Origin of the sequence: Dactylosporangium darangshiense (assembly GCF_039537565.1) — a bacterium.
Taxonomy (GTDB): Bacteria; Actinomycetota; Actinomycetes; order Mycobacteriales; family Micromonosporaceae; genus Dactylosporangium; species Dactylosporangium darangshiense.
In genome coordinates this window covers 15,373-37,222 of the sequence record NZ_BAABAT010000013.1, presented here as the reverse complement: position 1 = coordinate 37,222, position 21,850 = coordinate 15,373, and the positions used below count along the sequence as shown (strand labels likewise).

At 72.3% G+C, this 21,850-nt stretch carries 21 protein-coding genes, 1 pseudogene and 1 riboswitch; of the genes and pseudogenes, 4 read left to right on the top strand and 18 right to left on the bottom strand.

The window, feature by feature from the left end; translation table 11 throughout:
• Window position 1: 1 nt before the first annotated feature.
• From ABD901_RS24075 to clsA, 11 genes are all read right to left on the bottom strand, one after another.
• Window positions 2-640 carry a DJ-1/PfpI family protein gene (locus ABD901_RS24075; RefSeq protein WP_345129393.1) on the bottom strand — a complete coding sequence of 213 codons (639 nt, stop codon included), beginning with the start codon at window positions 638-640 and terminating at the stop codon, window positions 2-4.
• A complete protein-coding gene (locus ABD901_RS24070) occupies window positions 641-1,579 on the bottom strand; it encodes a GlxA family transcriptional regulator (RefSeq protein ID WP_345129392.1) in 939 nt (312 codons plus the stop codon).
• Between the two features lie 129 nt (window positions 1,580-1,708).
• Entirely contained in the window at window positions 1,709-2,275 is a 567-nt protein-coding gene (locus tag ABD901_RS24065; protein ID WP_345129632.1) for a MerR family transcriptional regulator, read from the bottom strand.
• A gap of 1,736 nt (window positions 2,276-4,011) precedes the next feature.
• The gene (locus ABD901_RS24060) at window positions 4,012-4,476 is read right to left on the bottom strand and encodes a bifunctional nuclease family protein (protein WP_223093836.1); all 465 of its coding nucleotides are present in this window, start codon (window positions 4,474-4,476) and stop codon (window positions 4,012-4,014) included.
• A 122-nt stretch (window positions 4,477-4,598) separates the two neighbouring features.
• Window positions 4,599-5,246: a transcriptional regulator FtsR gene (gene ftsR / locus ABD901_RS24055; protein WP_345129630.1), complete on the bottom strand. Its 648-nt coding sequence runs from the start codon at window positions 5,244-5,246 to the stop codon at window positions 4,599-4,601.
• Window positions 5,247-5,319: 73 nt separating this feature from the next.
• Window positions 5,320-5,760, bottom strand: coding sequence for an oxoglutarate dehydrogenase inhibitor Odhl (odhI, locus tag ABD901_RS24050; protein ID WP_345129391.1), 441 nt, complete (start codon window positions 5,758-5,760; stop codon window positions 5,320-5,322).
• Window positions 5,761-5,899: 139 nt separating this feature from the next.
• Window positions 5,900-6,280 carry a glycine cleavage system protein GcvH gene (gene gcvH, locus ABD901_RS24045; RefSeq protein ID WP_345129390.1) on the bottom strand — a complete coding sequence of 127 codons (381 nt, stop codon included), beginning with the start codon at window positions 6,278-6,280 and terminating at the stop codon, window positions 5,900-5,902.
• 15 nt (window positions 6,281-6,295) lie between these two features.
• Window positions 6,296-6,988 carry a DUF881 domain-containing protein gene (locus ABD901_RS24040; RefSeq protein WP_345129389.1) on the bottom strand — a complete coding sequence of 231 codons (693 nt, stop codon included), beginning with the start codon at window positions 6,986-6,988 and terminating at the stop codon, window positions 6,296-6,298.
• A 20-nt stretch (window positions 6,989-7,008) separates the two neighbouring features.
• Window positions 7,009-7,341, bottom strand: coding sequence for a small basic family protein (locus ABD901_RS24035; RefSeq protein WP_345129388.1), 333 nt, complete (start codon window positions 7,339-7,341; stop codon window positions 7,009-7,011).
• On the bottom strand, window positions 7,338-8,174 hold the full coding sequence (locus tag ABD901_RS24030; RefSeq protein ID WP_345129387.1) for a DUF881 domain-containing protein: 837 nt from the start codon (window positions 8,172-8,174) through the stop codon (window positions 7,338-7,340). The genes ABD901_RS24035 and ABD901_RS24030 overlap by 4 nt, the downstream gene beginning before the upstream one ends.
• The gene (gene clsA / locus ABD901_RS24025) at window positions 8,171-8,767 is read right to left on the bottom strand and encodes a cardiolipin synthase ClsA (protein ID WP_345129386.1); all 597 of its coding nucleotides are present in this window, start codon (window positions 8,765-8,767) and stop codon (window positions 8,171-8,173) included. The genes ABD901_RS24030 and clsA overlap by 4 nt, the downstream gene beginning before the upstream one ends.
• A gap of 74 nt (window positions 8,768-8,841) precedes the next feature.
• Between clsA and ABD901_RS24020 the strand changes: the two genes are divergently transcribed.
• A complete protein-coding gene (locus ABD901_RS24020; protein ID WP_345129385.1) occupies window positions 8,842-9,876 on the top strand; it encodes a hypothetical protein in 1,035 nt (344 codons plus the stop codon).
• Between the two features lie 68 nt (window positions 9,877-9,944).
• Here ABD901_RS24020 and ABD901_RS24015 read toward each other — a convergent pair whose 3' ends face one another.
• From ABD901_RS24015 to ABD901_RS24000, 4 genes and pseudogenes are all read right to left on the bottom strand, one after another.
• A complete protein-coding gene (locus tag ABD901_RS24015; protein WP_345129384.1) occupies window positions 9,945-10,565 on the bottom strand; it encodes a methyltransferase domain-containing protein in 621 nt (206 codons plus the stop codon).
• Window positions 10,562-11,113, bottom strand: coding sequence for an AAA family ATPase (locus ABD901_RS24010; protein ID WP_345129383.1), 552 nt, complete (start codon window positions 11,111-11,113; stop codon window positions 10,562-10,564). Before ABD901_RS24010 ends, ABD901_RS24015 begins: the two co-directional genes overlap by 4 nt.
• A 4-nt stretch (window positions 11,114-11,117) precedes the next feature.
• Window positions 11,118-11,864: a nucleotidyltransferase domain-containing protein gene (locus ABD901_RS24005; RefSeq protein WP_345129628.1), complete on the bottom strand. Its 747-nt coding sequence runs from the start codon at window positions 11,862-11,864 to the stop codon at window positions 11,118-11,120.
• 45 nt (window positions 11,865-11,909) lie between these two features.
• Window positions 11,910-12,569, bottom strand: a pseudogene (locus ABD901_RS24000) (nucleotidyltransferase domain-containing protein); the annotation flags it as partial.
• Between the two features lie 34 nt (window positions 12,570-12,603).
• Window positions 12,604-12,704: riboswitch (glycine riboswitch) on the top strand.
• A gap of 70 nt (window positions 12,705-12,774) precedes the next feature.
• Here ABD901_RS24000 and gcvP point away from each other — a divergent pair.
• A complete protein-coding gene (gcvP, locus tag ABD901_RS23995; protein ID WP_425556714.1) occupies window positions 12,775-15,600 on the top strand; it encodes an aminomethyl-transferring glycine dehydrogenase in 2,826 nt (941 codons plus the stop codon).
• A 26-nt stretch (window positions 15,601-15,626) separates the two neighbouring features.
• On the opposite strand, the gene ABD901_RS23990 is transcribed toward gcvP, so the two are convergent.
• On the bottom strand, window positions 15,627-15,836 hold the full coding sequence (locus tag ABD901_RS23990) for a DUF5999 family protein (protein ID WP_345129381.1): 210 nt from the start codon (window positions 15,834-15,836) through the stop codon (window positions 15,627-15,629).
• A 132-nt stretch (window positions 15,837-15,968) separates the two neighbouring features.
• Between ABD901_RS23990 and ABD901_RS23985 the strand changes: the two genes are divergently transcribed.
• On the top strand, window positions 15,969-17,153 hold the full coding sequence (locus tag ABD901_RS23985; RefSeq protein ID WP_345129380.1) for a chorismate-binding protein: 1,185 nt from the start codon (window positions 15,969-15,971) through the stop codon (window positions 17,151-17,153).
• A 51-nt stretch (window positions 17,154-17,204) separates the two neighbouring features.
• Here ABD901_RS23985 and ABD901_RS23980 read toward each other — a convergent pair whose 3' ends face one another.
• Window positions 17,205-17,870, bottom strand: a complete 666-nt coding sequence (locus ABD901_RS23980) for a hypothetical protein (protein WP_345129379.1) — start codon at window positions 17,868-17,870, stop codon at window positions 17,205-17,207.
• 120 nt (window positions 17,871-17,990) lie between these two features.
• On the opposite strand from ABD901_RS23980, the gene ABD901_RS23975 reads away from it, so the two are divergent.
• Entirely contained in the window at window positions 17,991-19,232 is a 1,242-nt protein-coding gene (locus tag ABD901_RS23975) for an MFS transporter (protein ID WP_345129378.1), read from the top strand.
• Window positions 19,233-19,680: 448 nt separating this feature from the next.
• On the opposite strand, the gene ABD901_RS23970 is transcribed toward ABD901_RS23975, so the two are convergent.
• Window positions 19,681-21,720, bottom strand: a complete 2,040-nt coding sequence (locus ABD901_RS23970) for a prolyl oligopeptidase family serine peptidase (RefSeq protein ID WP_345129377.1) — start codon at window positions 21,718-21,720, stop codon at window positions 19,681-19,683.
• Window positions 21,721-21,850 lie beyond the last annotated feature (130 nt).

The following is a 21,850-nucleotide window of genomic DNA, read 5'->3' as shown; positions in this document are numbered from 1 at the left end:
CTTACGACGACACGACCAGACTGGGGTTCGCCCGCAGGAACCCGACCACCTCCGGCGGGGCGGTGGCGGGGGAGCCGGCGGCGAAGGGCGGCCGCGGGTCGTACTCGATGGCGAGCTGGATCGTCTGCGCGACCCGCGCCCCGGCGATGCGGCCGGCGAGGGTGAGCGCCAGGTCGATGCCGGCGGACACCCCGGCCGCCGTCGCGTACTTCCCGTCGAGGACCACCCGTTCGGACACCGGCCGCGCGCCGTACGAGCGCAGCCGCTCGGTCACCAGCCAGTGCGACGTGGCCGGCCGCCCGCGCAGCAGCCCGGCGGCGGCGAGGATGAGCGATCCGGTGCACACCGACGTCATCCAGGTCGCGCCGGCGTCCACGGCTTGCAGCCACTCGTGCAGCGGTGCGTCGCCGACCTGCGCGGCGACGTCGGGACCGCCCGGCACGACGACGATGTCCGGCGACGGTACCGCGCTGAACCCGGCCGTCGCCGTCAACGTCAGCGACCCGGTGTCGGTCGTCACCGGCCCCGGCTTCGCGGCGGTGAAGACGACCGACGCGCCCGGCAGGCGCGAGAGCACCTCGTAGGGCCCGACGATGTCGAGGGCGGTCATCCCGGGGTACAACACCATGGCTGTCTGCATTTAGAAACGCTCCCGATAGTCGGCCGGGCCGACGCCCAGCTCCCGGACGAACGCGCGGCGCATTGCCTCCGGCGTCCCGTATCCACAGGCCCGGGCGATCTCCTCCACGCCCGAGCCGCCTTCCTCCAGCAGCCGCCGCGCCGCCTCGAGCCGCACCCCGTCGACGTAGCGCCCGGGCGGGGTGCCGACCTCGGCCGCGAACGCCCGGCTGAACTGCCGCGGCGATAGGTTCGCCCGCCGCGCGAGGGCGGGCACGGACAGGTCGGCGGCGGGGTGCTCGGCGGCGTAGCGCTGCACCTCCCGCAACGGATCGCGGGCGGCGACCTGCGCGGCGAGCTGCACGCTGAACTGCCGCTGCCCGCCCGGCCGGCGCAGGAACATCACGAGGTGCCGGGCGATGGTGAGCGCGACGTCGCGGCCGAGGTCGTCCTCGACGAGCGCGAGCGCGAGGTCGATGCCCGCCGTGACGCCCGCCGACGTCGACACCGCCCCGTCGCGCACGAAGATCGGCTCCGGGTCGACGGTCACTGCCGGGAACCGCCGCGCGAGCGACGAGCAGTGGTCCCAGTGCGTGGTCGCCCGCCGCCCGTCGAGGAGCCCGGCCTCGGCGAGCAGGAACGCACCGGTGCAGACGGACATGATCCGCGCCACGCCCGGCCCGGTGCGGCGCAGCCACTCCACGAGCCGCGGGTCGTTCGTCCTGGTCCCGGCGCCGCCCGGCACGATGAGCAGGTCGGGCGGGGCCGCCTGTTCAAGGTCCTCGTCGGGCGTGAGGCGCAGCCCGCTGGACGTGCGGACGGCCAGCCCGTCGATGCTGCCGATCCGGATGTGGTACCGCAGGTCAGCCCGGTTCGCCCCCGCAAAGACCTCGAGGGGCCCGGTGACGTCGAGGCTCTGCACCCCGTCGAAGATCGCGATCAGCACGCGCTGGCCCGGCATGCCTCCGATCCTGCGGGCGAGGCGGGCATGTCACAACGCCGCGTACCCCACCTTTCGTGCCATCGCCCCGTTTTTGTCGTACCCCTGTTCTAGGGTCGGGCCATGACAGAAGACCGGTGCTCGAGCGGCTCAGCCGGCGCGGCGGCGGGCCCGGCGCATGGCGAGCTCGTCGCCGGTGTTGAACGCGTCATCCGCACCGGCAGCGAAGTCATTTTGGGTCTGGGACGCGGGCAGCTCCTCGCCCGTTGCCGCCGCCTCGGCCGGCAGGTGCGACAGCGTGCCCTCGATCTCCTTGAACGCGCCCGAGATCGCGATGCCGAAGACGCCCTGCCCGCCCTGCAGCAGGTCGACGACCTCCTCGGGCGACCGGCACTCGTAGACGGTGGTCCCGTCGGAGATGAGCGTGATCCCGGCAAGGTCCCCGACCCCGCGCGAGCGCAGCGTGTCGATCGCCTTGCGGATGTTCTGCAGCGAGACCCCGGCGTCGAGCAGCCGCTTGACGACCTTGAGCACCACGATGTCGCGGAACGAGTAGAGCCGCTGGCTCCCCGACCCGGCAGCGTCGCGCACGGAGGGCACGACGAGCCCGGTGCGCGCCCAGTAGTCGAGCTGCCGGTAGCTGATCCCGGCGGCGTGACAGGCGGTCGGCCCGCGGTAGCCCACGTCCTCGGCCCCCGCGATCGCACTGGCCAGCACCCCGCCACCGCCACCGCCGCTGCCCCCGGCAGCGCCGTGGCCGCCCGCGGAGTCGGCGTGGCCCGCGCCCGGCACGTCCCCGCCCGCCCGGTTCGCCACGGCGGTGTGGTTCACCCCGGCCGCGCCCTCGTTGAGATGGCTCCCGCTCGGGTCGGATCCGCCCGCGTGCCCCGTGCCGTTCATGTTCCCGCCTACGTGGCTCGAGTCGGTCGCGTGCCCGGCGGAGTACCACCCGCCGTCGTCAACCCCCGTGTCGTAGGCACCGCCCACGCTCGGGCTGTCGGAGGCCGGGAACGAACCCACGTTCGCCCCCGTCACCTGGCCCTGCTCAACGGCATGACCGGGTGTCCCGGGATCGGGCGGCTGTTGCATTGCGACCCACCTCCAGCGTCAACACCCGCAACCCTATAGCGCACCTTGAGGGTCTGCGGGGAGGTAACGCCGCGACACGCCGCGTGCCGACGCACGATTCCACGCACGCACCCACGTTGGGCGCACTGCCCGCCGGCCCCCACCCACCGACGACTCCGGACAACGCACCCCCGACGCTACCCGCCACACCGCTCCCCAACAGCCACCGCGCCACATCTGCCCAGGGTGAACCCACGCCCACCCCCGGGGTGATCCCCCGCACGCCCCTCACCCCGCCCGCCCCCCACCTTCCCTCACCCACTCGACCTCCCGCCCCGCCCCACCCGCTCGCTCTCCGCCTGCAGCCTTCGCGCCCGCCCCGTGGCCCCTTGCGTTGGCCGCCGCGCCCGCCCTCCCGCGCGCCGCTTTCGCGCCTCCGTGGCCCTCGCTCCTCGCGCTGCCCGCGCCGTCCGGCTTCCCGTGCGCCGCCCCGGCGCCGCCGCTCTGTGGCCTTGTCGGGTTGCCCGCCGCGCCCGCCCTCCGGCGCGCCGCCTCCGCGCCGTTGCTCCTCGCGTTGTCCGCCGCGTCCGGCCTCCAGCGCCGCTTTCGCGTTCGTGTGCGCAGGCCGTGCTCCACCGCCCTCGCCCGGGCCGTCGCGCTGTTCGCCGCGCCCGTGCTGGTCCGCCTTCGGGGGACCTCGCCCGCTCGGGGCCTTGTTCGGTCCGTGGATGGCGCCGCTTCATGGCCCGGCGATGTGTCCTCGGCCGTCCGAAGCGCTGGACTGGTCTGGCTGCACTCGGGTGGGCGGCATTTTCTTTCCGCGATCATGCGTTTTTCGGCTTGCTCGTGGCCGGTTTTTTATCAACGTGGAAACAAAACGTACAAGGGGGTACGTTATCTCTCCGCGATCATGAAAAACCGGCCCCCGGCAGGGGCAAATAGGCATGATCGTGGAGAGAAAACGCTGCTAGGCACCCGGAACGCAGCCCGTAGGTGGGCTGCACCCCGCGGGTGCGCAGTCGGCCAGAGTCGGCTACCGCGGGGACAAAACCGCCGCCGGGCCGTGGCGTCACGCCAATCGTTTCGCGCGCTTGATGCTGCCCTGACTGGGTGAGGGCCGGTGTGGTTGTTGGCTCGAATGGGCATAAGCCCGCAATTCACGCGTAAGCGGCCTCCGGCGGCGTGTTGTCGAGGTGAGACGGCCGCCAGAGCCGGGGAGTGGCCGACCTTTCGTCGCAGGCTACGGGGGCTCGGAGCCGCGGGAGCTGCCAGCCCGCCGTCCTGGGCCGCGGGGTGCGCGGGTCAGCGAGCGCCGGGTGTGTGGCGTGTGAGGCGCTTGGTGCGGGCCCCGCTGGCGAAGCGGGGCAGCCAGCAAGGAGCGGCGCTCAGCCGGCGAAGTCCTCCGGGCGGACCTGCTCCAGGAACTCGCGGAACTTTTCGACCTCGTCCTCCTGCTCGTCCGGGATGACGATGGCCGCCTCGGTCAGGACCTGGTCGGCGCAGCGGATCGGGGCGCCGACGCGAAGTGCCAGGGCGATCGAGTCGCTCGGGCGGGCCGAGACGCGGACGTTGTCGCCGATGACGAGCTCGGCGTAGAAGATGTTGTCGCGCATCTCGACGATCTCGACCGCGTGCAGCGGGGCCTTCAAGGCCGCCAGCATGTCGCGCATCAGGTCGTGGGTGAGTGGTCGGGCCGGCTTGACCCCCTGCTGCTCGTAGGCGATCGCGGTGGCCTCTACCGCGCCGATCCAGATCGGCAGGTAGCGGTCGCCGTCGACCTCCTTGAGCAACACGATGGGCTGATTGGTAGGCAGCTCCACGCGAACTCCGACCACATTCAGCTCTCGCACTGCCGCCGCCTCCGTGTCGACTTCCCTCTCCCTGCACGTTACACGGACTCCATGGCAGTCGTGCCACTCGCGACGCGGCTGTTGTGTGCCTAGTGGCGAAGATCGCCCGCAAACAACAGGCGTTATTTACCCAGGATTTCCCGAAGTCCGGCCCGGACCAGGGCGGCGTGCACGCGCTGGGTGAGAGCGGCGAGCTCGTGGACGGTGTCGGCGGCGCGGGCGCGGCCGGCCGGGCCGTTCTGGCGGGTGAGCGGGGTCACGAGCTGGCTGAACAGGCCGATCTCGCGGTCGGCGGCGGCCCGGTACGCGCGCAGGTGCCGCGGCTCGAGGCCGAACTCGGCCAGGCGGGCCGCGGCGGAGGCGACCTCGAGCGCATCGGCGTCGTAGCCGGCGCCGTGGCGGGGCTTGAGCAGGCCGTGGTCTTCGAGCGACTGCAGGAACGCGTCGCTGAGGCCGGTCTTGTTCAGCAGTTCGTCGCGGGTGAGGCGGACCTCGGCGGGGGCTTCCTGCGGTACCACATCGGAAACCTCGGTCAGCGGCTCCCGCATGGTGGCCAGGTGCTCGCGGATCACGCGCAGGGGCAGGTACTGGTCGCGCTGCGCGGTCAGCACGTAGCGCAGCCGCGCGACGTCGGTCCACGTGTACTTGCGGTACCCGGCGGGGGTGCGCCGCGGCTCGACCAGGCCCTCGGTCTCCAGGAAGCGCAGCTTGGAGATGGTGACGTCGGGGAAGTCGCCGCGCAGGTGCGCGAGCACCTCGCCGATGCTCATGAGACGTTCACCCCGGGTGAGGTCCTCACCCGGGGTCGAAGAGTTCCAGGCGGCCGCGGACGCCGTCATCGCCTCAGCTTTCGTCGGGGCGCGGTCCTGCCACGAACACGAGGCGGAACTTGCCGATCTGAACCTCGTCGCCGTTGCTCAGCGTGGCGGCCTCGACACGCTCACGGTTGACGTAGGTGCCGTTGAGGCTGCCGACGTCGCGGACCGTGAAGGTGCCGCCCTCGCGGTGGAACTCGGCGTGGCGGCGCGAGACCGTCACGTCGTCGAGGAAGATGTCGCTGTCGGGGTGCCGGCCGCTCGTGGTCACGTCGTGGTCGAGCAGGAAGCGTGCGCCGGCGTTGGGGCCGCGGCGGACCGCGAGCAGCGCCGTTCCCGGCGGCAGGGAACCCGACACCCGCGTGGGGACCATGTCGTTGTCCGGCCCCTCGATGGCATCCTCAATGGCGCCAAGGTTCAGCGTGGACGTGACGTCGAGCGGGGGAAACTCGTCGTCTGGGCGCGTCATCGAACCACCTCACGGTCGTATGTCGGTGTCTACCGGTGGCGCATACGGTTGACTGAGCGAGCGTAGTCACGCCCGAAATAACGGGTCAACCGGACGCGCGGAATGGCGACTGGTGAAATGCCAGGAAACAGAAAGGTGGTCAGCTGACGGTCAGTTCGCCGTAAGCCTTGGCGTCCAGTAGTGCGTCGACGGCGGCCGGGTCGGCGGGCTTGACCTCGACGAGCCAGCCCTCGCCGTACGGGTCGGAGTTGATGAGCTCGGGCGTGCTCTCGAGGGCCGGGTTGACCGCGACGACCTCGCCGCTGACCGGCGAGTAGATCTCCGACACGCTCTTGGTCGACTCGACCTCCCCGAGTGCCGCACCCGCCTCGAACGTGGCACCGGCCTCGGGCAGCTGCACGAAGACGATGTCGCCCAGGGAGTCCTGCGCGAAGTGCGTGATGCCGACCTTGAAGGTGCCCTCGCCGGCGGGGGCGAGCCACTCGTGTTCGGCGGTGTACCGCAGATCCTCGGGAATCACGTGAGTCCTTGTCTGTCAGGCTGGCTTGGCGTACTGCAATGCACCGGCATTGTGCAACGCGGTCACGTGCACAGGGTCCGCTTCGCGCACCGAAACGGTACCGCCGTGCTGACGGACACTGTCCACGACCCCTCCCGGGATGTTCAGCGCCGTCCGCATGGTGTCCGGTCCCCCGATGACGGTGATCGTATACGGTGCGGCGAGCGTCGTCCCGTCGACCACGAGCCGGCCCCCTTCCGGGGCATCGACGAAGTACGTCGAGGCGACGATGCGTGTCGCCGGGCCGCCCGCCCCCGCGATCTGCATCGCCTCGGCCCCGGCGCCGCGCAGCTCCTCGACGGCGTCGAGCACCGTTTCGGACTTTATCGCCTCGGTACCCTGCATGAGGTCGATCTGCAGCCCAGGCCCTTCGGCCGGCAGCGTCCCGGCCAGGATGCCGAGCTCGTCGGCCCGCTTGCGGGCGTCGGCGAGCGCCGCGTCGCGGCCCTGCGTGTTCGAGTCCAGCTCCCGCTGGGTGGCCTCGAGGTCGCCGATCTCGCCGCGGAGGCGGTCCTGCTGCGCGTCGAGGTCGGAGAGGATCCGCACGAGGTCCTCGGGCCGGGCCGAGGACAGCTCGGCGTCGGACCCGCCGGCCTTGAACTGCACCGCCACGGCGAAGCCGAGCAGCGCCACGAGCAGCGCGATGACGAGGTTGGCGGGCTTCTTCACAACGAATTCCCTCAGAAGCCCTACGCCCGGAACAGGTGCCGGCGGATCGCCGCCACGTTGCCGAAGATCCGCACGCCGAGGACGACGACCACGCCGGTGGACAGCTGCCCGCCGACGCCGAGCTTGTCGCCCAGGTACACGATCAGGCCGGCGACGAGCACGTTGGACACGAACGACACGACGAACTGCTTGTCGTCGAAGATCCCGTCGAGCTTGGCCCGGACCCCGCCGAAGACGGCGTCGAGGGCCGCGACGACCGCGATCGGCAGGTACGGCTGCAGCCCGAGCGGCACGGACGGCTCGATGAAGATGCCGGCCGCAACCCCGATGGCCAGGGCGATCACGGCGATCATCGCGTGGGACCTCCAGAGGGAGTCGGCGAGGGCGTCCTGGCGTACCGCAGCGGCGGCTCGGCGGCGGCGGCCAGGGCGAGGTTGGTGCGCTTCTTCACGCTGAACTGCATCCGGTACTCCTCGATGTACCGCTTGAACCGCTTGGCCGTCCCGGAGGAGCCGAACGTGTCGGCGAGGCCGGGCGGCCCGATGGCGGTGACCTCGTAGGGGCTGGTCACCGGCCGGAAGTCGACGAGGATGACGCCGCCCGCGGCCCGGATCGTGCTCGTCGCGGTGAGCCGCTGCCCGTTGACGGCGACCGCCTCGGCGCCGGCCTGCCACAGCCCGTTGGCAATGTCCTGCAGGTCGCGGTCCGTGACCAGGCCGAGGTTCTCCGCGGCGGCCCGGCCGGTCACCGGGTCGACCTGCGGCGGCGCGTCGACGACCCGGACCGCGGCGCCGTCGCCGGTGACCTTGCCCGTGCCGGTGCCGGCCGCGAGGGCCTTGAGCCGGGCCGCGCTGTCGGCGTCGCCGACCGCGTCGTCGCGGGCCTGGTCGACCTGCGTGCGCAGGTCGGCGGCGCGCCGCTGCAGGTCGTCGGCGGTGCGCTGGCGGGCCCGCACGTCGGCGACGAGGTCGGCCCGCGCCTTCGTGGTGCCCGGCGCCGCCGCGACCGCCTGGTGGTACGCCACGGCGAGCAGGAACCCGACGGCGAGCATCGCCGCGGCCGTCAGCCAGCGCCCGGACTTCGGCGGGGGCGCGTCGCCGCGGCGGGCGGCGGCCGCGGCGTACCCGGGGTCGAGCGGGTTGCGGAACAGCTCGCCCAGCAGGTCGTCGCGGCGCGGCGAACTCACGACGCGCCGGCGGCCGCGGCACGTCCAGCGCGCACGTGCACGGCCGCCTGGATGAAGTAGAAGACGGCGGCGACCCAGTACAGCACGATGCCCCACCACAGCAGCGCCCAGCCGCTGGGCTGCGCCCACGGGCGCGCCGCCTCGCTGAAGTGCGCGAGCAGCATCATCGGGAAGCCCATGAGCAGGATCGCGGTGGCGGTCTTGCCGACGTAGTGCACCGGCGGCGGCCCGTGGCCGAGGATGCGCAGCACCACCAGGCACAGGATCATGACGGCCTCGCGGGCCAGCAGCGCGATCGTGAACCACCACGGCACGACGTCCTTGAACGTCAGCGCGATGAGCGTCGCCAGGATGTACAACCGGTCGGCGAGCGGGTCGAGCAGCTCACCGAGGCGGCTGACCTGCTTGAGGCGCCGCGCCGCGAAGCCGTCCACCCAGTCGCTGAGGCCCCCGACGATGAGCACGCCGATCGCCCAGCCGGTGGCGTCGGTGGCGAGGAAGAGGTACAGGAACAATGGCACGCCGAGCAGGCGCATGAAGCTGATGAGGTTCGGGACGGTGAGCACCGGCCCGAGACCCTGCCGGTCTGCCACGCCCGGAATGTTAACAGCCTTGCCCGGGTGACCCGGTGCAGGCGCAGCGGGCCCGCCCGGTAGCGTCCGGCGGCATGAGGCGGACGATTGCCGTTTTAGCCGTTTTGGTACTCCAAGGATGCTCGCATTCGGCGTCCAAGCCCCCGGCCACTGCGCCTTCGGCGGACTCGTCGGCCCTCTCGGCGGGCCAGGGCGGCCTGGGCGCGGCCCCGTCCGGCTCCGCCTCGCCCACCGCCAATGCCCCCTGCGCGATTTTCCCCGCCGACAACGTCTGGCACGCCGACGTCTCCAAGCTGCCGGTCAACCGCGACTCCGCCGCCTGGGTCGCGAGCATCGGCGCCGCCGCGCACGCCCACCCCGACTTCGGCTCCGGCCTCATCGACGGCGCCCCGTTCGGCATCCCGGTCACCGCCGTCCCCGCCGGCCAGGCCAAGGTCAAGGTCACGTTCAGCTACGCCGGCGAGAGCGACCCCGGCCCGTACCCGATCCCGAAGAACGCCCGCATCGAGGGCGGCGCCAACGCCGACGGCGACCGGCACGTGATCCTGCAGGACACCGCGGCATGCAAGGCCTACGAGCTCTTCGACGCGCACCCGAACGCCGACGGCTCGTGGAAGGCCGGCTCCGGCGCCGTGTACGACCTGCGCGGCAACGCCCTGCGCAAGGCCGGCTGGACCTCCGCCGACGCCGCCGGCCTGCCGATCCTGCCCGGCCTGCCCCGTGCCGACGAGGCCGCCGCGGGCAAGGTCGACCACGCCATCCGCTTCACCGCCCCGAAGACCCGCAAGTCCTACATCTGGCCGGCCCGCCACGCCGCCTCCGACGCCACCGACGCCTCCCTGCCGCCGATGGGCGCCCGCTTCCGCCTGAAGGCGTCGGTGGACATCTCGAAGTACCCGCCACAGGCCCGCGCGATCGCACAGGCCCTCAAGACCTACGGCGCGATCCTGGCCGACAACGGCTCGCCGTGGTACTTCTCCGGCACGCAGGACGACCGCTGGAACAACGGCCAGCTCGACGCGCTCAAGTCGCTGAAGGGCTCCGACTTCGAGGCCGTCGACTCGTCGTCGCTGATGCTCGACCCCAACTCGGCCCGCTGCCGCCCCTGATTCCGCCACCCCCTGCTGGCCGGGCAGCCGCAGGAGACGCTCGCTGGAGCGGTGGGAGCGCGGCGCGGCTACTTGAGCAGGGCGAGCGTGAAGTCGCCGGCCTGCGGGTGGTAGCCGTGGTCGATGACCCAGCGGTCGGTGAGTGCGGCGGCGAAGCGGACCAGGACGGCCGGGTCCGCGTACAGCTCGTCCGGCGCCCTGGCCTCCTCGGGGCGCAGCGCGCTGAGGAAGTTGACGGCCACGGCGCGCCGGGAAATGTCGTACGCCTGTTCTAAAATCTGGAGGTAGTAGAGGGGTTCGTCCGGATCCTTGAACTGGAAGATGCCGCTCGCGAAGACGTAGTCGTAGCTGCCCTCGGGGGCGTGGCCCGGTGGGAGCGCGGCGACGTCCGGGGCGCCGCGGGCGGATGCCAGTTCGACCATGCGGGGGTCCAGGTCGACGCCGGCGTAGGTCAGGGGGAGGTCCATGGAGCGCAGGTAGAAGTAGAGGTCGGCGGGGCCGCAGCCCCAGTCGAGGACCGAGCCGCCGCGGTAGCCGGCCGCGCGGACGAGGGCGTCGAAGCGGATGCGCTGCAGGGTGGCGCTGCCCCAGCCCGCGATGCGCCACGACGGGCCGTCGAGGCCGGCGTGGAACGTCCGGATGGCGTCCGTCCGCGGCATCGGCGGCGGTGAAGGCGGTGAATCGGTCACAGTGAGGCCTCCGTCCAGGCTCGAAAGAGGATCTCGTCGACGGTTTCGGCGGCCGACTGGTCCGAAGTGTCCAGCCACAGGCCGATGCGTGGGGTGCGCACCCGGAGTTCGGCGTCCAGGGACTCCACGGTCCAGTCGCTGTAGGCGGTCTTCGGGCGGGACGCCTCGCGGGCGGTCACCGCCTCGGGGGAAGGGGCCAGCACCACGAGCAGGAGGGGGCGGTTGCGGATCAGGGACACGGTTTCGGGCAGCTGCTCGCCGAGGATGACGTCCTGGGCGACGACGGTGAAGCCGGCCTCGAAGTAGGCGTCGGCCGTCTGCGCGGTCAGGCGGTGGCGCAGGCGCAGCTGGGCGAGGGCCTCGTCCGACGGCGGCGGGGTCATGTCGGCGCGGCCGTTGACGACCTGGCGGCGGAACAGGTCGCCGCGGACGTGGACGGAGCGTGGCAGGCGTTCGGCGAGGGCCTGGGCGACCGTCGACTTGCCGGATGCCTGGATGCCGGTGATCAGCACGATCGCCTGGCCGGAGTCTCGCCGTGGTTCGGACATGGGCTCAGCGAGCCAGCCGGGTGCGGATCAGCAGGGCGTTGAGGGCGTCGGTGGCGGAGGGGGTGGCGGGGAGGCTCGAGGCATCGCGGGCGGACTCCAGCTCGGCAGTCAGGCGTTCGACGTCCGCGGACAGCCGGGATGGGGAGACCAGCGACGGGGTCAGGAGGTCGTGTTCGCCGGACTTCTTGGCCTCGATGAGGTCGGGGACGTAGGGGAGGGTGTTGAGCACGCGCAGGTCGGCCTGGACCTCGCCGGTGCGCATCAGGTGGATGCCGGTGTGCAGCACGCGCAACGTGTACAGCGCCGGCTTCAGCTCGCCGGTGCGCTGGTAGAGCTGCCACTGGCCGGCGGCGAAGCCCAGATAGTGGCGGGCGTGCTCCGGGGTGAGGCAGCCGGGTGCCAGGGACTTGAGCTCCTCGTGCAGGGAGGAGGTGCGCACGACCAGCGGGGAGAGCAGCTGCTCCAGGACGTAGCCGTTCGGCCGGAGCAGCAGGCGGACGAACTTGGCCAGCTCCTGGCTGACGACGTCGAGTTCCATGCCCTCGCGGACACCGCCGGACTGGACCGTCTCCGGGCCCGTCTCCAGGCCGACGACCTCGTGCAGCGGCAGGATGTGGCAGGCGCGCAGGTCCAGGTCGGAGTCGACGGAGGCGAAGCCGTACAGATGGGCGCCGCTCACGGTGGCGAAGACCAGCGGGTACGGGTGCTCGTCGGCCACCTCGCCCGCCCACGACGGGATCTCGTCGAGCACCGGCAGCGGGCGGGGGACGAAGGGCGGCGCGCCGCCGAAAGCGGCGCCGGAGCGCAGGGAGACCAGGAAGCGCTCCACCGCGGCGCGGTCCGGCGACTTGGGGAGCACCGTTTCCGACTCGGCGGCGGACAGGTCGGCCTCCAGGTCCGCGGCCAAGGCGGTGAAATGCTCCCAGGTCAGGTCGCCGGCCCGGATCGCCAGGAGCTCGTCGCGGTGTGCGCTGACGTCGACCAGGACCTCGCCGGTGCGCAGGACGTGGGCGCCGGCGCGCAGCAGGCGGGCCATGTGCATCGCCTGCTTCCAGCGGACCTCGCCGGTGCGGGCGCGGGTCGAGGTCAGCTTCGCCAGCTGGTCGCGGGCGTAGTCGCCGTAGGTGCGGGCGGCGCGGCGGGAAAGCAACGCCGGGCGGAGCTCCAGCAGGGCGCGGCCGGCGTCGGTGACGTGCTCGACCAGCGGGGAGTACAGGCACTCCCAGACGGTCGGGTTGGCGGCCAGGGCGAGGGTGCAGGCGCGCTCCACCTCCCAGGAGAACTGCTCCGGCAGCGGGCCCTCCACGTGCGTCGGCGGCTTGTCCAGGCGCCAGAAGTCGCTGGTCGGGGCCTGGAAGACGCCGCGGCGGTCGGTGTCGGAGGCGGGGCCGGACAGGCCGTAGGCGCGGGAGCCGACGACTGCCGAGTAGATCGTGTGCTTCGCCACGATGGTCAAGTCCTGCACAGTTGGTAGGGTAGGTTTCGCCGCCAATACCCGTGCGGGAGAGACCACCGTTGCAGCACCTGACGGTGGCGCCGAAGGGGCAAATCCTCCCCGGAACCTCTCAGGCAAAAGGACCGCGTCGGGTTGGCACCTCTGGAGTCTGCGACAGAGGGGGAGGAGCGCATCGCCCCTATCCCGCGACTCAGAGAGTGTGGCTATGACGAGTTTCGCCGCGCGGCACATCGGCCCTTCCGCCGATGAGCAGGCCCGCATGCTCAAGACCGTCGGGTACGAGTCGGTCGAGGACCTCATGACCGCCGCGATCCCCGGTTCGATCCGCTGGCACCAGCCGCTCGACCTGCCGCCGGCGGCGTCCGAGGCGGAGGTCCTCGCGGAGCTGCGCGCGCTGGCGTCGGCCAACCGGCCGCTCGTGTCGATGATCGGTCTCGGGTACTACGGCACGCACACGCCGCCGGTGATCCTGCGCAACGTGCTCGAGGACCCGTCGTGGTACACGGCCTACACGCCCTACCAGCCGGAGATCAGCCAAGGCCGCCTCGAGGCGCTGCTGAACTTCCAGACCGTGGTCGCCGACCTGACCGGGTTGCCGGTCGCGGGCGCGTCGCTGCTGGACGAGGCCACCGCCGCCGCGGAGGCGATGACGCTCGCGCGGCGCTCGTCGAAGGCGAAGTCGGACGTGTACGTCGTGGACGCCGACACGCTGCCGCAGACCCTCGCCGTCATCCGGACCCGGGCGGAGCCGCTCGGCCTCGAGGTGCGCGTCGTGGACGTCACCGTCGAGGAGCTGCCGGAGGAGTTCTTCGGGCTGCACCTGCAGTACCCGGGGGCCTCCGGCGTGGTGCGCGACCACGAGGCGCTCGTCGCGCAGGCCCACGAGCGGGGCGCGATCGTCACGGTGGCCGCCGACCTGCTCGCCCTGTGCCTGCTGCGCGAGCCCGGCGCGATCGGCGCCGACGTCGCCGTCGGCAGCGCGCAGCGCTTCGGCGTGCCGATGGGCTTCGGCGGCCCGCACGCCGGCTACATCTCGGTCCGCCAGGGGCTGGAGCGCACGCTGCCCGGCCGGCTCGTCGGTGTGTCCAAGGACGCGGGCGGCGCCCCGGCGTACCGGCTCGCCCTGCAGACGCGTGAGCAGCACATCCGCCGCGAGAAGGCGACGAGCAACATCTGCACCGCCCAGGTGCTGCTCGCGGTGACCGCGAGCATGTTCGCGGTGTACCACGGGCCGGACGGGCTGCGCGAGATCGCCGCCCGCACCCACGACATGGCGGTGCGCCTCGCCGCCGGGCTGCGCTCCGGCGGGGTCACCACCGAGCACCTGGCGTTCTTCGACACCGTCACCGCCGTCGTGCCCGGCCAGGCCGGCCAGGTCGTCGAGGCGGCCGCCGCCCGCGGGATCAACCTGCGCCGCATCGACGCCGACCGGGTCGGCATCGCCTGCGACGAGACGACCACGTTCGGCCACCTGCGCGACGTGCTCGCCGCGTTCGGGCTGGCGCACGCCGACGTGACCGCGCTGGACACCACCGACGCCGTGCCGGCCGGGCTGCGCCGCGCGTCGGCGTACCTGACCCACCCGGTGTTCGCCAGCCACCGGTCGGAGACCGCCATGCTGCGGTACCTGCGCAAGCTCTCCGACAAGGACTACGCGCTCGACCGGGGCATGATCCCGCTGGGCTCCTGCACGATGAAGCTCAACGCGACCACCGAGATGGAGCCGATCACCTGGCCCGAGTTCGCGAACATGCACCCGTTCGCGCCGGCGTCGCAGACCCAGGGCTACCGTCGGCTGATCGGCGACCTCGAGCGCTGGCTGGGCGAGGTGACCGGCTACGACGCGGTGAGCCTGCAGCCCAACGCCGGATCGCAGGGTGAGCTCGCCGGCCTGCTCGCGATCCGCGCCTACCACCTCGAGCGCGGCGACGCCGAGCGGGACATGTGCCTCATCCCGTCCAGCGCACACGGCACCAACGCGGCCAGCGCCGTCATGGCCGGCATGCGGGTCGCCGTCGTCGCCTGCGATGAGCTCGGCAACGTCGACCTCGGCGACCTCGAGAAGAAGATCGAGCAGCACCGGGACCGGCTCGCCGCGATCATGGTGACGTACCCGTCGACGCACGGCGTGTACGAGACCGCCATCTCCGACCTGTGCGCGAAGGTGCACGAGGCCGGCGGTCAGGTCTACGTCGACGGCGCCAACCTCAACGCGCTGCTCGGCTACGCCAAGCCCGGCAAGTTCGGCGCCGACGTGTCGCACCTCAACCTGCACAAGACCTTCTGCATCCCGCACGGCGGCGGCGGTCCCGGCGTCGGGCCGGTCGCGGTGCGCGCGCACCTGGCGAAGTACCTGCCGTCGCACCCGTTCCTGGCCGCCGACGCGCCGGTCGGCCCGGTCTCGGCCGCGCCGTGGGGCTCCGCCGGCATCCTGCCGATCCCGTGGGCGTACCTGCGGCTGATGGGCCCGGAGGGGCTGAGCCGGGCGACGGCGACCGCGGTGCTGGCGGCCAACTACGTGGCGGCGCGGCTGCGCGAGCACTACCCGGTGCTGTACAGCGGCGCCGAGCACCTCGTCGCGCACGAGTGCATTCTGGACCTGCGGGGGATCACGAAGGTCAGCGGCGTGACCGTCGCCGACGTGGCGAAGCGGCTCATCGACTACGGCTTCCACGCCCCGACGATGTCGTTCCCGGTCGCCGGCACGCTCATGGTCGAGCCGACCGAGAGCGAGGACCTGGGCGAGCTGGATCGCTTCTGCGACGCGATGATCGCGATCAAGGGGGAGATCGACCGGGTCGCGGCGGGCGAGTGGCCCGCGGGCGACAACCCGCTCGCGAACGCGCCGCACACCGCCGCGGTGGTTACCGCCGACGAGTGGGCGCACGCCTACTCGCGTTCGCTCGCCGCCTTCCCGAGCGCCGCGGCCCGGGAGGCGAAGTACTGGCCGCCGGTGCGCCGCATCGACGACAGCTACGGTGACCGCAACCTGGTGTGCGCGTGCCCGCCGGCCTCGGCTTACGAAGAGTGACGGCGGGATAACTACACAGCGTTACGTTATGCGGCGCTGACGAGGGTGTGAGGAGCCGGGCCACGGTGCGGCTCAATCACGCTGCAATCGGGAAGAAGCTCGCCGGTGTCCTCAAAGACGATCACACCGTTGCATAGAAGGCTCCAACCCTGCTCCGGGTGGCTCGCCGTGGTCTTGGCGGCCTCCCGGTCGGAGTCGGCAGCGGTGGGGCAGGGTGGCAGGTGCTGGCAGAGCATCGGGGGTCTCCGATTGAGAGATTCAGTTGAGGCCTGTGTGGTTGTTCACATGACCAGTGATGCACGCTACTACGGCCAACGACACTATTCCGAACATGTGACGACACAACTTGGGGATAATCCACCCTTCGTATGAGCACACTAGGGCCGGTTGTCGGGTACAGGCCCGGGACTGTGGATCTTCACCCTCCCGGGCTACCCGACGCATGTCGCACACGGATCTGGGAGCGCTCCCGGCTCGAATGGTACGCCGGTGACGGTGGAGACCCACTTCGATTACTGACCGAGTTCGCCTCGACACACGGCGTACCGATGCAGGACATCTCGTGGTCACCTAGCGTTACTGACCCGTCCACCTGTGGCATCGCGGTCCTCCTGGCGCCACCCTCTGTAACTTCCACGCCCTCACCCGCCGTACCCGATCTGGTGGCCATCGCCTACTCGCACGCCCCCCGGAGCTCACCCGCCGGGGGCGCTGAGCCCGCCGGTCGCGGGACTGTCGGATATTGGACACCGAGCTGGAAACCGGCCGAGCACGCCGCGGCGGTCGACTCGGTGCGCGACGCGATCGCCCGCGGCGACGTCTACGTCGTGAACCTCGTCGGCCACGCCAGCGCACCCTTCACCGGCGACCCCGCCGCGGCGCTCGCCCGCGTCGCCGCCCTGCCCGGCGCCCGATACGGCGGCGTCCTGCGCGGCCGCGGCTGGTGGGTGGCGACCGCCTCGCCCGAGACCCTCGTCGCCGTCGCCGGCGGCCGCGTCGTCACCCGTCCGATCAAGGGCACCCGCCCGGCCACCGCCGCGGGCCGCGCCGACCTGCTCGCCTCCGCCAAGGAGCGCGCCGAGCACGTGATGATCGTCGACCTCGAGCGCAACGACCTCGGCCGCGTCGCCGAGACCGGCACCGTCCGCGTCGACGAGCTCTTCGCCATCCGCCGCTGGTCCGGCCTGTGGCAGGCCGAGTCGACGGTGTCCGCGCGGCTCGCGCCCGGCGTCGGCCTCGCCGACCTGCTCGGCGCGATCTGGCCCGGCGGCTCGGTCACCGGCGCGCCGAAGCTCGCCGCGATCGACGTCGCCACGCGGCTCGAACCCGTCGGTCGCGGCCCGAGCATGGGCGCCTGCGGCTGGATCGGCCACGGCCCCGACGGCCGCGTCGAGATCGACCTCGGCCTGACCATCCGCACCGTCGCGGTCGCCGGCGGCCGCGCGCACCTGTGGGCCGGCGGCGGCATCGTGTGGGACAGCGACCCCGCCGCGGAGGTCGCCGAGGCGGCCGCGAAGACCGCCCCGATCAAGGCCGCCCTGCGCGGCGTGTAGCGGTGTTCGGCATCTTTGTAGGTGGTCGCGTCGTCATGTGTGGTCGCGGCTTTACGGGTGGTCGCGGCGCAGCGACACCTGGAACGCGCGCCGCGACGGCTCCGGCTCCTCGTGGAACGACGCGAACAGCGAGCACGACAGCGGCGCGTCCGGCGCCGTGACCCGGTGCGCCGTCACGTGCGGCGAGTCCCAGTGCACCCGCGGCAGGTTCTGGCTCGGCCCGAAGCACGCGTCCAGCTCGGCCCGCGTCAGCGCCGGCTCCGCGAACCGGATCTCCACCGACCCCAGCCCCGCCCGCTCGTTCATGAACAGCTGCAGCCACGCCGTCCCCGGCGGGCTCGGCTGCACGAACAGCCGCCCGAAGTCGTCCTGCGTCGGCGCCGGCAGCCCCAGCAGCGCCGCCACCTCCGCCGCGTGCTCCGTCGTCACGCCGCAGATGCGCTGCGTCCACGCCCACAGCAGGTCCGTGGTCACCGGCCGCGCCACCAGGTCCAGCAGGTGGCTCGGCACGGGCGGGCGCCGCCACGACGCCGGCCAGTCGTCGAGGTCGGCGAGCTCCGCGCCGTCCACGATCAGCGTGTACAGCGGCGCCGCCGGGAAGTCGTTGACCCGCACGGTGAGCGTTCGCCCGTCCACCTCGGCGCGGTACGGGAACTCGCCGTCGCCGGAGTGCTCCCACGCGATGGGCCGGTCGGTCAGGGCGGTCAGGTCGGTCATGACTGTCCTCAAAACGGCAAAGCAGACCCCGACAGCGTAGGCGGTGTCTGCAAACGCACAGTTGAGGGCCGTCACAGTCACCCCGATATCGCGCGCCGGACCGATAACGTCAAGCCCGCTATGCGCCGCTACCTCATGTGGAGCGTCGGGCTCCTCGCCTACATCGTCGCCGTCTTCCACCGCTCCTCCTTAGGCGTGGCCGGCGTGACCGCCGCCGACCGCCTCGGCGTCGGCACCGCGCTGCTGTCGATGCTGTCCGTGGCACAGCTGGCGGTGTACGCCGGCATGCAGATCCCGGTCGGCGTGCTCCTGGACCGCTTCGGCTCCCGCCGCCTCCTGGCCGCCGGCGGCATCCTGATGCTCGCGGGCCAGCTCGTCTTCGCCTTCGCCGGCGACATCGGCACCGCCATCGCCGCCCGCGTCCTCATCGGCGTCGGCGACGCGATGACGTTCATCAGCGTGCTGCGCATCGTCGCCCTGTGGTTCCCGCCCCGCAGCAACCCGCTCATGGTCCAGCTGACGGGCATGGTCGGACAGTTGGGTGCGCTCTCCTCCGCGGTACCGCTGGTGCTCCTCCTGCGGCACGCCGGCTGGACGCCCACGTTCCTCGGCGCCGCCGTCTTCGGCGCCGCCGCGGTAGTGCTCGTTCTCACCACGTTGCGCGACCAGCCCGCCGACGCCGAGCCCGGTGCCCGTCGCGAGCTGGGCCTGCGCTCGTCATGGGCCCACCCCGGCACCCGCCTCGGCCTGTGGACCCACTTCGTCACGCAGTTCTCGGGCTCGGTGTTCGCGCTGCTGTGGGGCTACCCGTTCCTGACACAGGGCGAGGGCCTGCCCGCCGGCACCGCGGCGCTGCTCCTGTCGCTGCTCACCGTCGGCGGCCTGGTGATGGGCCCGGTGATCGGCCACTTCTGCGGCCGCCTGCCGTACCACCGCTCGACCCTGGTCCTCGCCATCGTCGGCGCGTCGGCCCTGGCCTGGACGGTCGTCCTGCTGTGGCCCGGCCGCGCCCCGCTGTGGCTGCTCACGATCCTGGTCCTGGTCCTGACGGTGAACGGCCCCGGCTCGATGATCGGCTTCGACTACGCCCGCTCGTTCAACCCCGCCGACCGCATCGGCGGCGCGACCGGCATCGTGAACGTCGGCGGCTTCGTCGCCTCGATCCTGCTGATCGTCGCCGTCGGCGTCCTCCTCGAGGTCCAGACCGCGCCGGGCGCCGAGCACCCGTCGCTGTCCGCGTTCCGGTGGGCGTTCGCCGTGCAGTACCTGCTGTGGGCGCTCGGCGCCGTGCAGGTCTACCGTTACCGCCGCACAACGCGCCGCCGCGTGGCAGCGGAGGAGCCCAGCCTGGCGATCGCCTGACCAGCACGTCGTCACGGTACGTGACCGGATTTCACGGCGGGTGATCGACGGCGGTCGCGATTTGGTGAGGTGGTCTAGGGTGTAAGGAAACCGGCCCGCACCGCACGACATCGCATTCGCCGACTTGGGACGCGCCTCGGCCGACGCATCGCAGGCCATCGGCGACGGCCACAACGACCACGTCCGCCCACTCGCACGCGCCCGCGCGAACCCGGCGCGACGGCGCCAGCCACGCGCGACCGCGCCAGCCACGCGCCCGCGCCGCCAGCCACGCGCCCGCGCCGCCAGCCACGCGCCCGCGCCGCCAGCCACGCGCGACCGCGCCGGCGGCCACGCGCGACCGCGCCAGCACCGCGCGAATCTGCGCGGTCGCCGAGCGTGGGTTCAGGCCCCGGGCCGGCCGGGGTTGGCGAGGAAGTCGGCGACTGCGCTAGGAGGAACGATTGCGCTAGGAGGAAGGAGACAGCGTCCGCCACAGGAACTCGAACGCCAGCGCCCACTTGAACGCCAGCTGCGCGTTGTCCGCAGCGCCGCCGTGCCCGCCCTCGATGTTCTCGTAGTACGTGACGTCCTTGCCGTGCTCGCGCAGCAGGGCGACCATCTTGCGGGCGTGCCCCGGGTGGACGCGGTCGTCGCGGGTCGACGTGGTGATGAGCGTCGGCGGGTAGGGGACGCCGTCGCGCACGTTCTGGTACGGGGAGAACAGCGACAGGTAGGCCCAGTCGGCGGGGTCGTCCGGGTCGCCGTACTCGGCCATCCAGGACGCGCCGGCCAGGAGCAGGTGGTAGCGGCGCATGTCCAGCAGCGGGACGGCGCAGACGATCGCGCCGAACAGCTCGGGGTAGCGGGTCAGCATCACGCCCATGAGCAGGCCGCCGTTGGAGCCGCCCTCGATGCCCAGGCGGTCGCGGGTCGTGATGCCTCGCGCGACCAGGTCGGCGGCGACCGCGGCGAAGTCCTCGTAGGCGCGGGGGCGGTTCTCGCGCAGGGCCGAGCGGTGCCACGCCGGGCCGTACTCGCCGCCGCCGCGGATGTTGGCCACGACGTAGGTGCCGCCCTCGGCGAGCCAGCCGCGGCCGATGATCGGGTTGTACGACGGGACGCGGGAGACCTCGAAGCCGCCGTAGCCGGACAGCAGCGTCGGGGCGGGGGCGGCGTCCTCGCGGCCGACGACGAAGTACGGGACCTGGGTGCCGTCGGCCGACGTGGCGAAGAACTGGCGGGTGGTGATGCCGTCCGACGGGAAGTACGCGGGGCCCTGCTTGAGGATCTCCGGCGCGTCGCCGCCGAGCACGCCGTGGCGCAGCGTCGGGGGGAGGGTGAAGCCGCTGGACAGCAGCAGGTACTGCTCGTCGGCGTCCGGGTTGGTGTCCCACACGTCGGTCTGGCCCAGCTCGCTGCCGAGTACGGTCTTGTGCCACTCGCCGCCGGAGTGTGACAGCAGCTCCAGCCGGCTCTGCACGTCGGAGAGCAGGACCAGGATCAGGCCGGTCCGCGTCCACTCCGCGTAGCTCAGCGACGTGTGCGGGTCGGGGGTGAACAGGACCGTGAGCGTGCGGTCGCCGGCCAGGAAGTCGTCGAGGCGGGTCACGAGGAGCGAGCCGGCGGGGTGCGTGACGTCGCCGACCGCCCAGTCGGTGCGGACCCGCACGAGGAGCCACTCGCGGTGCACGTCCACGCCGGCGTCGTCGGGGACGTCGATGCGGGCGAGCTCGCCGGCCGTGTAGAGATACCGCTCGGCGTGGAAGAAGTCGAGCGAGCGGCGGATGACGGCGCGCTCGGTGTCGGAGCTGGGGTCGCTGCTGGCCCGGACCGAGACGTCCTCGGGGGCGGCCTCGAAGATGACCGGGGCCTCGGCGACGTCGGTGCCGCGCTGCCAGACGCGGACCTGCCGCGGGTAGCCGGAGGACGTCATGGATCCGGGGCCGGTGTCGGTACCGACGAAGAGCCGGTCGGCGTCGATCCAGCTCACGTCGCTCTTGGCCTCGGGCAGCACGAAGCCGTCCTTGACGAACTCCAGGGTGTCGAGGTCGAACTCGCGCACCACGGCGGCGTCGGCGCCGCCGCGCGACAGCGACAGCAGGCAGCGGCGCTCGCCGGCGAGCGGGCCGGTGCGCAGGAACGTCACGCCCTGCCACACCCAGTTCTCGTCCTCGGCGGCGGCGAGCGCGTCGAGGTCCAGCACCGTCTGCCAGGCGGGGTCGTCGCCGCGGTAGTCCTCGAGGGTGGTGCGCCGCCACAGGCCGCGCGGGTGTGCGGCGTCCTTCCACAGGTTGTACACACGCCGCCCGTGCCAGGCGATCATCGGGATGCGGTCGTCGGCGTCGAGGACGGCCCGGATGCCGTCGTAGGTCCGCGTGAAGCGATCATTGCCGGTCAGCGCCGCCGTGGTCTCGGCGTTGCGCTCGCGGACCCAGGCCAGCGCTCGCTCGCCCTCGACGTCCTCGAGCCACAGGTACGCATCGTCGCGGGTGATCGTTTCCGTCATCCGATCAGTCTGACCGAAGGGCGGCCGCTTCGCCCACCCGATCGCGTCCACGGCGCGGCAGGGCGGCTGCGAACGTGTCCGGCGGCACAGCCTTGTGAGCCGCACACGGAGAAGGCGTCGCCGAGCGGAT

Bases quoted from the DNA above. Each gene is read 5' to 3' on its own strand.
- ABD901_RS24075 (WP_345129393.1), bottom strand. From the start codon at position 640: ATGCAGACAGCCATGGTGTTGTACCCCGGGATGACCGCCCTCGACATC.
- ABD901_RS24070 (WP_345129392.1), bottom strand. From the start codon at position 1,579: ATGCCGGGCCAGCGCGTGCTGATCGCGATCTTCGACGGGGTGCAGAGC.
- ftsR (WP_345129630.1), bottom strand. From the start codon at position 5,246: ATGAGCATCGGCGAGGTGCTCGCGCACCTGCGCGGCGACTTCCCCGAC.
- odhI (WP_345129391.1), bottom strand. From the start codon at position 5,760: ATGACGCGCCCAGACGACGAGTTTCCCCCGCTCGACGTCACGTCCACG.
- ABD901_RS24035 (WP_345129388.1), bottom strand. From the start codon at position 7,341: ATGATCGCCGTGATCGCCCTGGCCATCGGGGTTGCGGCCGGCATCTTC.
- ABD901_RS24020 (WP_345129385.1), top strand. From the start codon at position 8,842: ATGAGGCGGACGATTGCCGTTTTAGCCGTTTTGGTACTCCAAGGATGC.
- ABD901_RS24010 (WP_345129383.1), bottom strand. From the start codon at position 11,113: ATGTCCGAACCACGGCGAGACTCCGGCCAGGCGATCGTGCTGATCACC.
- gcvP (WP_425556714.1), top strand. From the start codon at position 12,775: ATGACGAGTTTCGCCGCGCGGCACATCGGCCCTTCCGCCGATGAGCAG.
- ABD901_RS23990 (WP_345129381.1), bottom strand. From the start codon at position 15,836: ATGCTCTGCCAGCACCTGCCACCCTGCCCCACCGCTGCCGACTCCGAC.
- ABD901_RS23985 (WP_345129380.1), top strand. From the start codon at position 15,969: ATGAGCACACTAGGGCCGGTTGTCGGGTACAGGCCCGGGACTGTGGAT.
- ABD901_RS23980 (WP_345129379.1), bottom strand. From the start codon at position 17,870: ATGACCGACCTGACCGCCCTGACCGACCGGCCCATCGCGTGGGAGCAC.
- ABD901_RS23975 (WP_345129378.1), top strand. From the start codon at position 17,991: ATGCGCCGCTACCTCATGTGGAGCGTCGGGCTCCTCGCCTACATCGTC.
- ABD901_RS23970 (WP_345129377.1), bottom strand. From the start codon at position 21,720: ATGACGGAAACGATCACCCGCGACGATGCGTACCTGTGGCTCGAGGAC.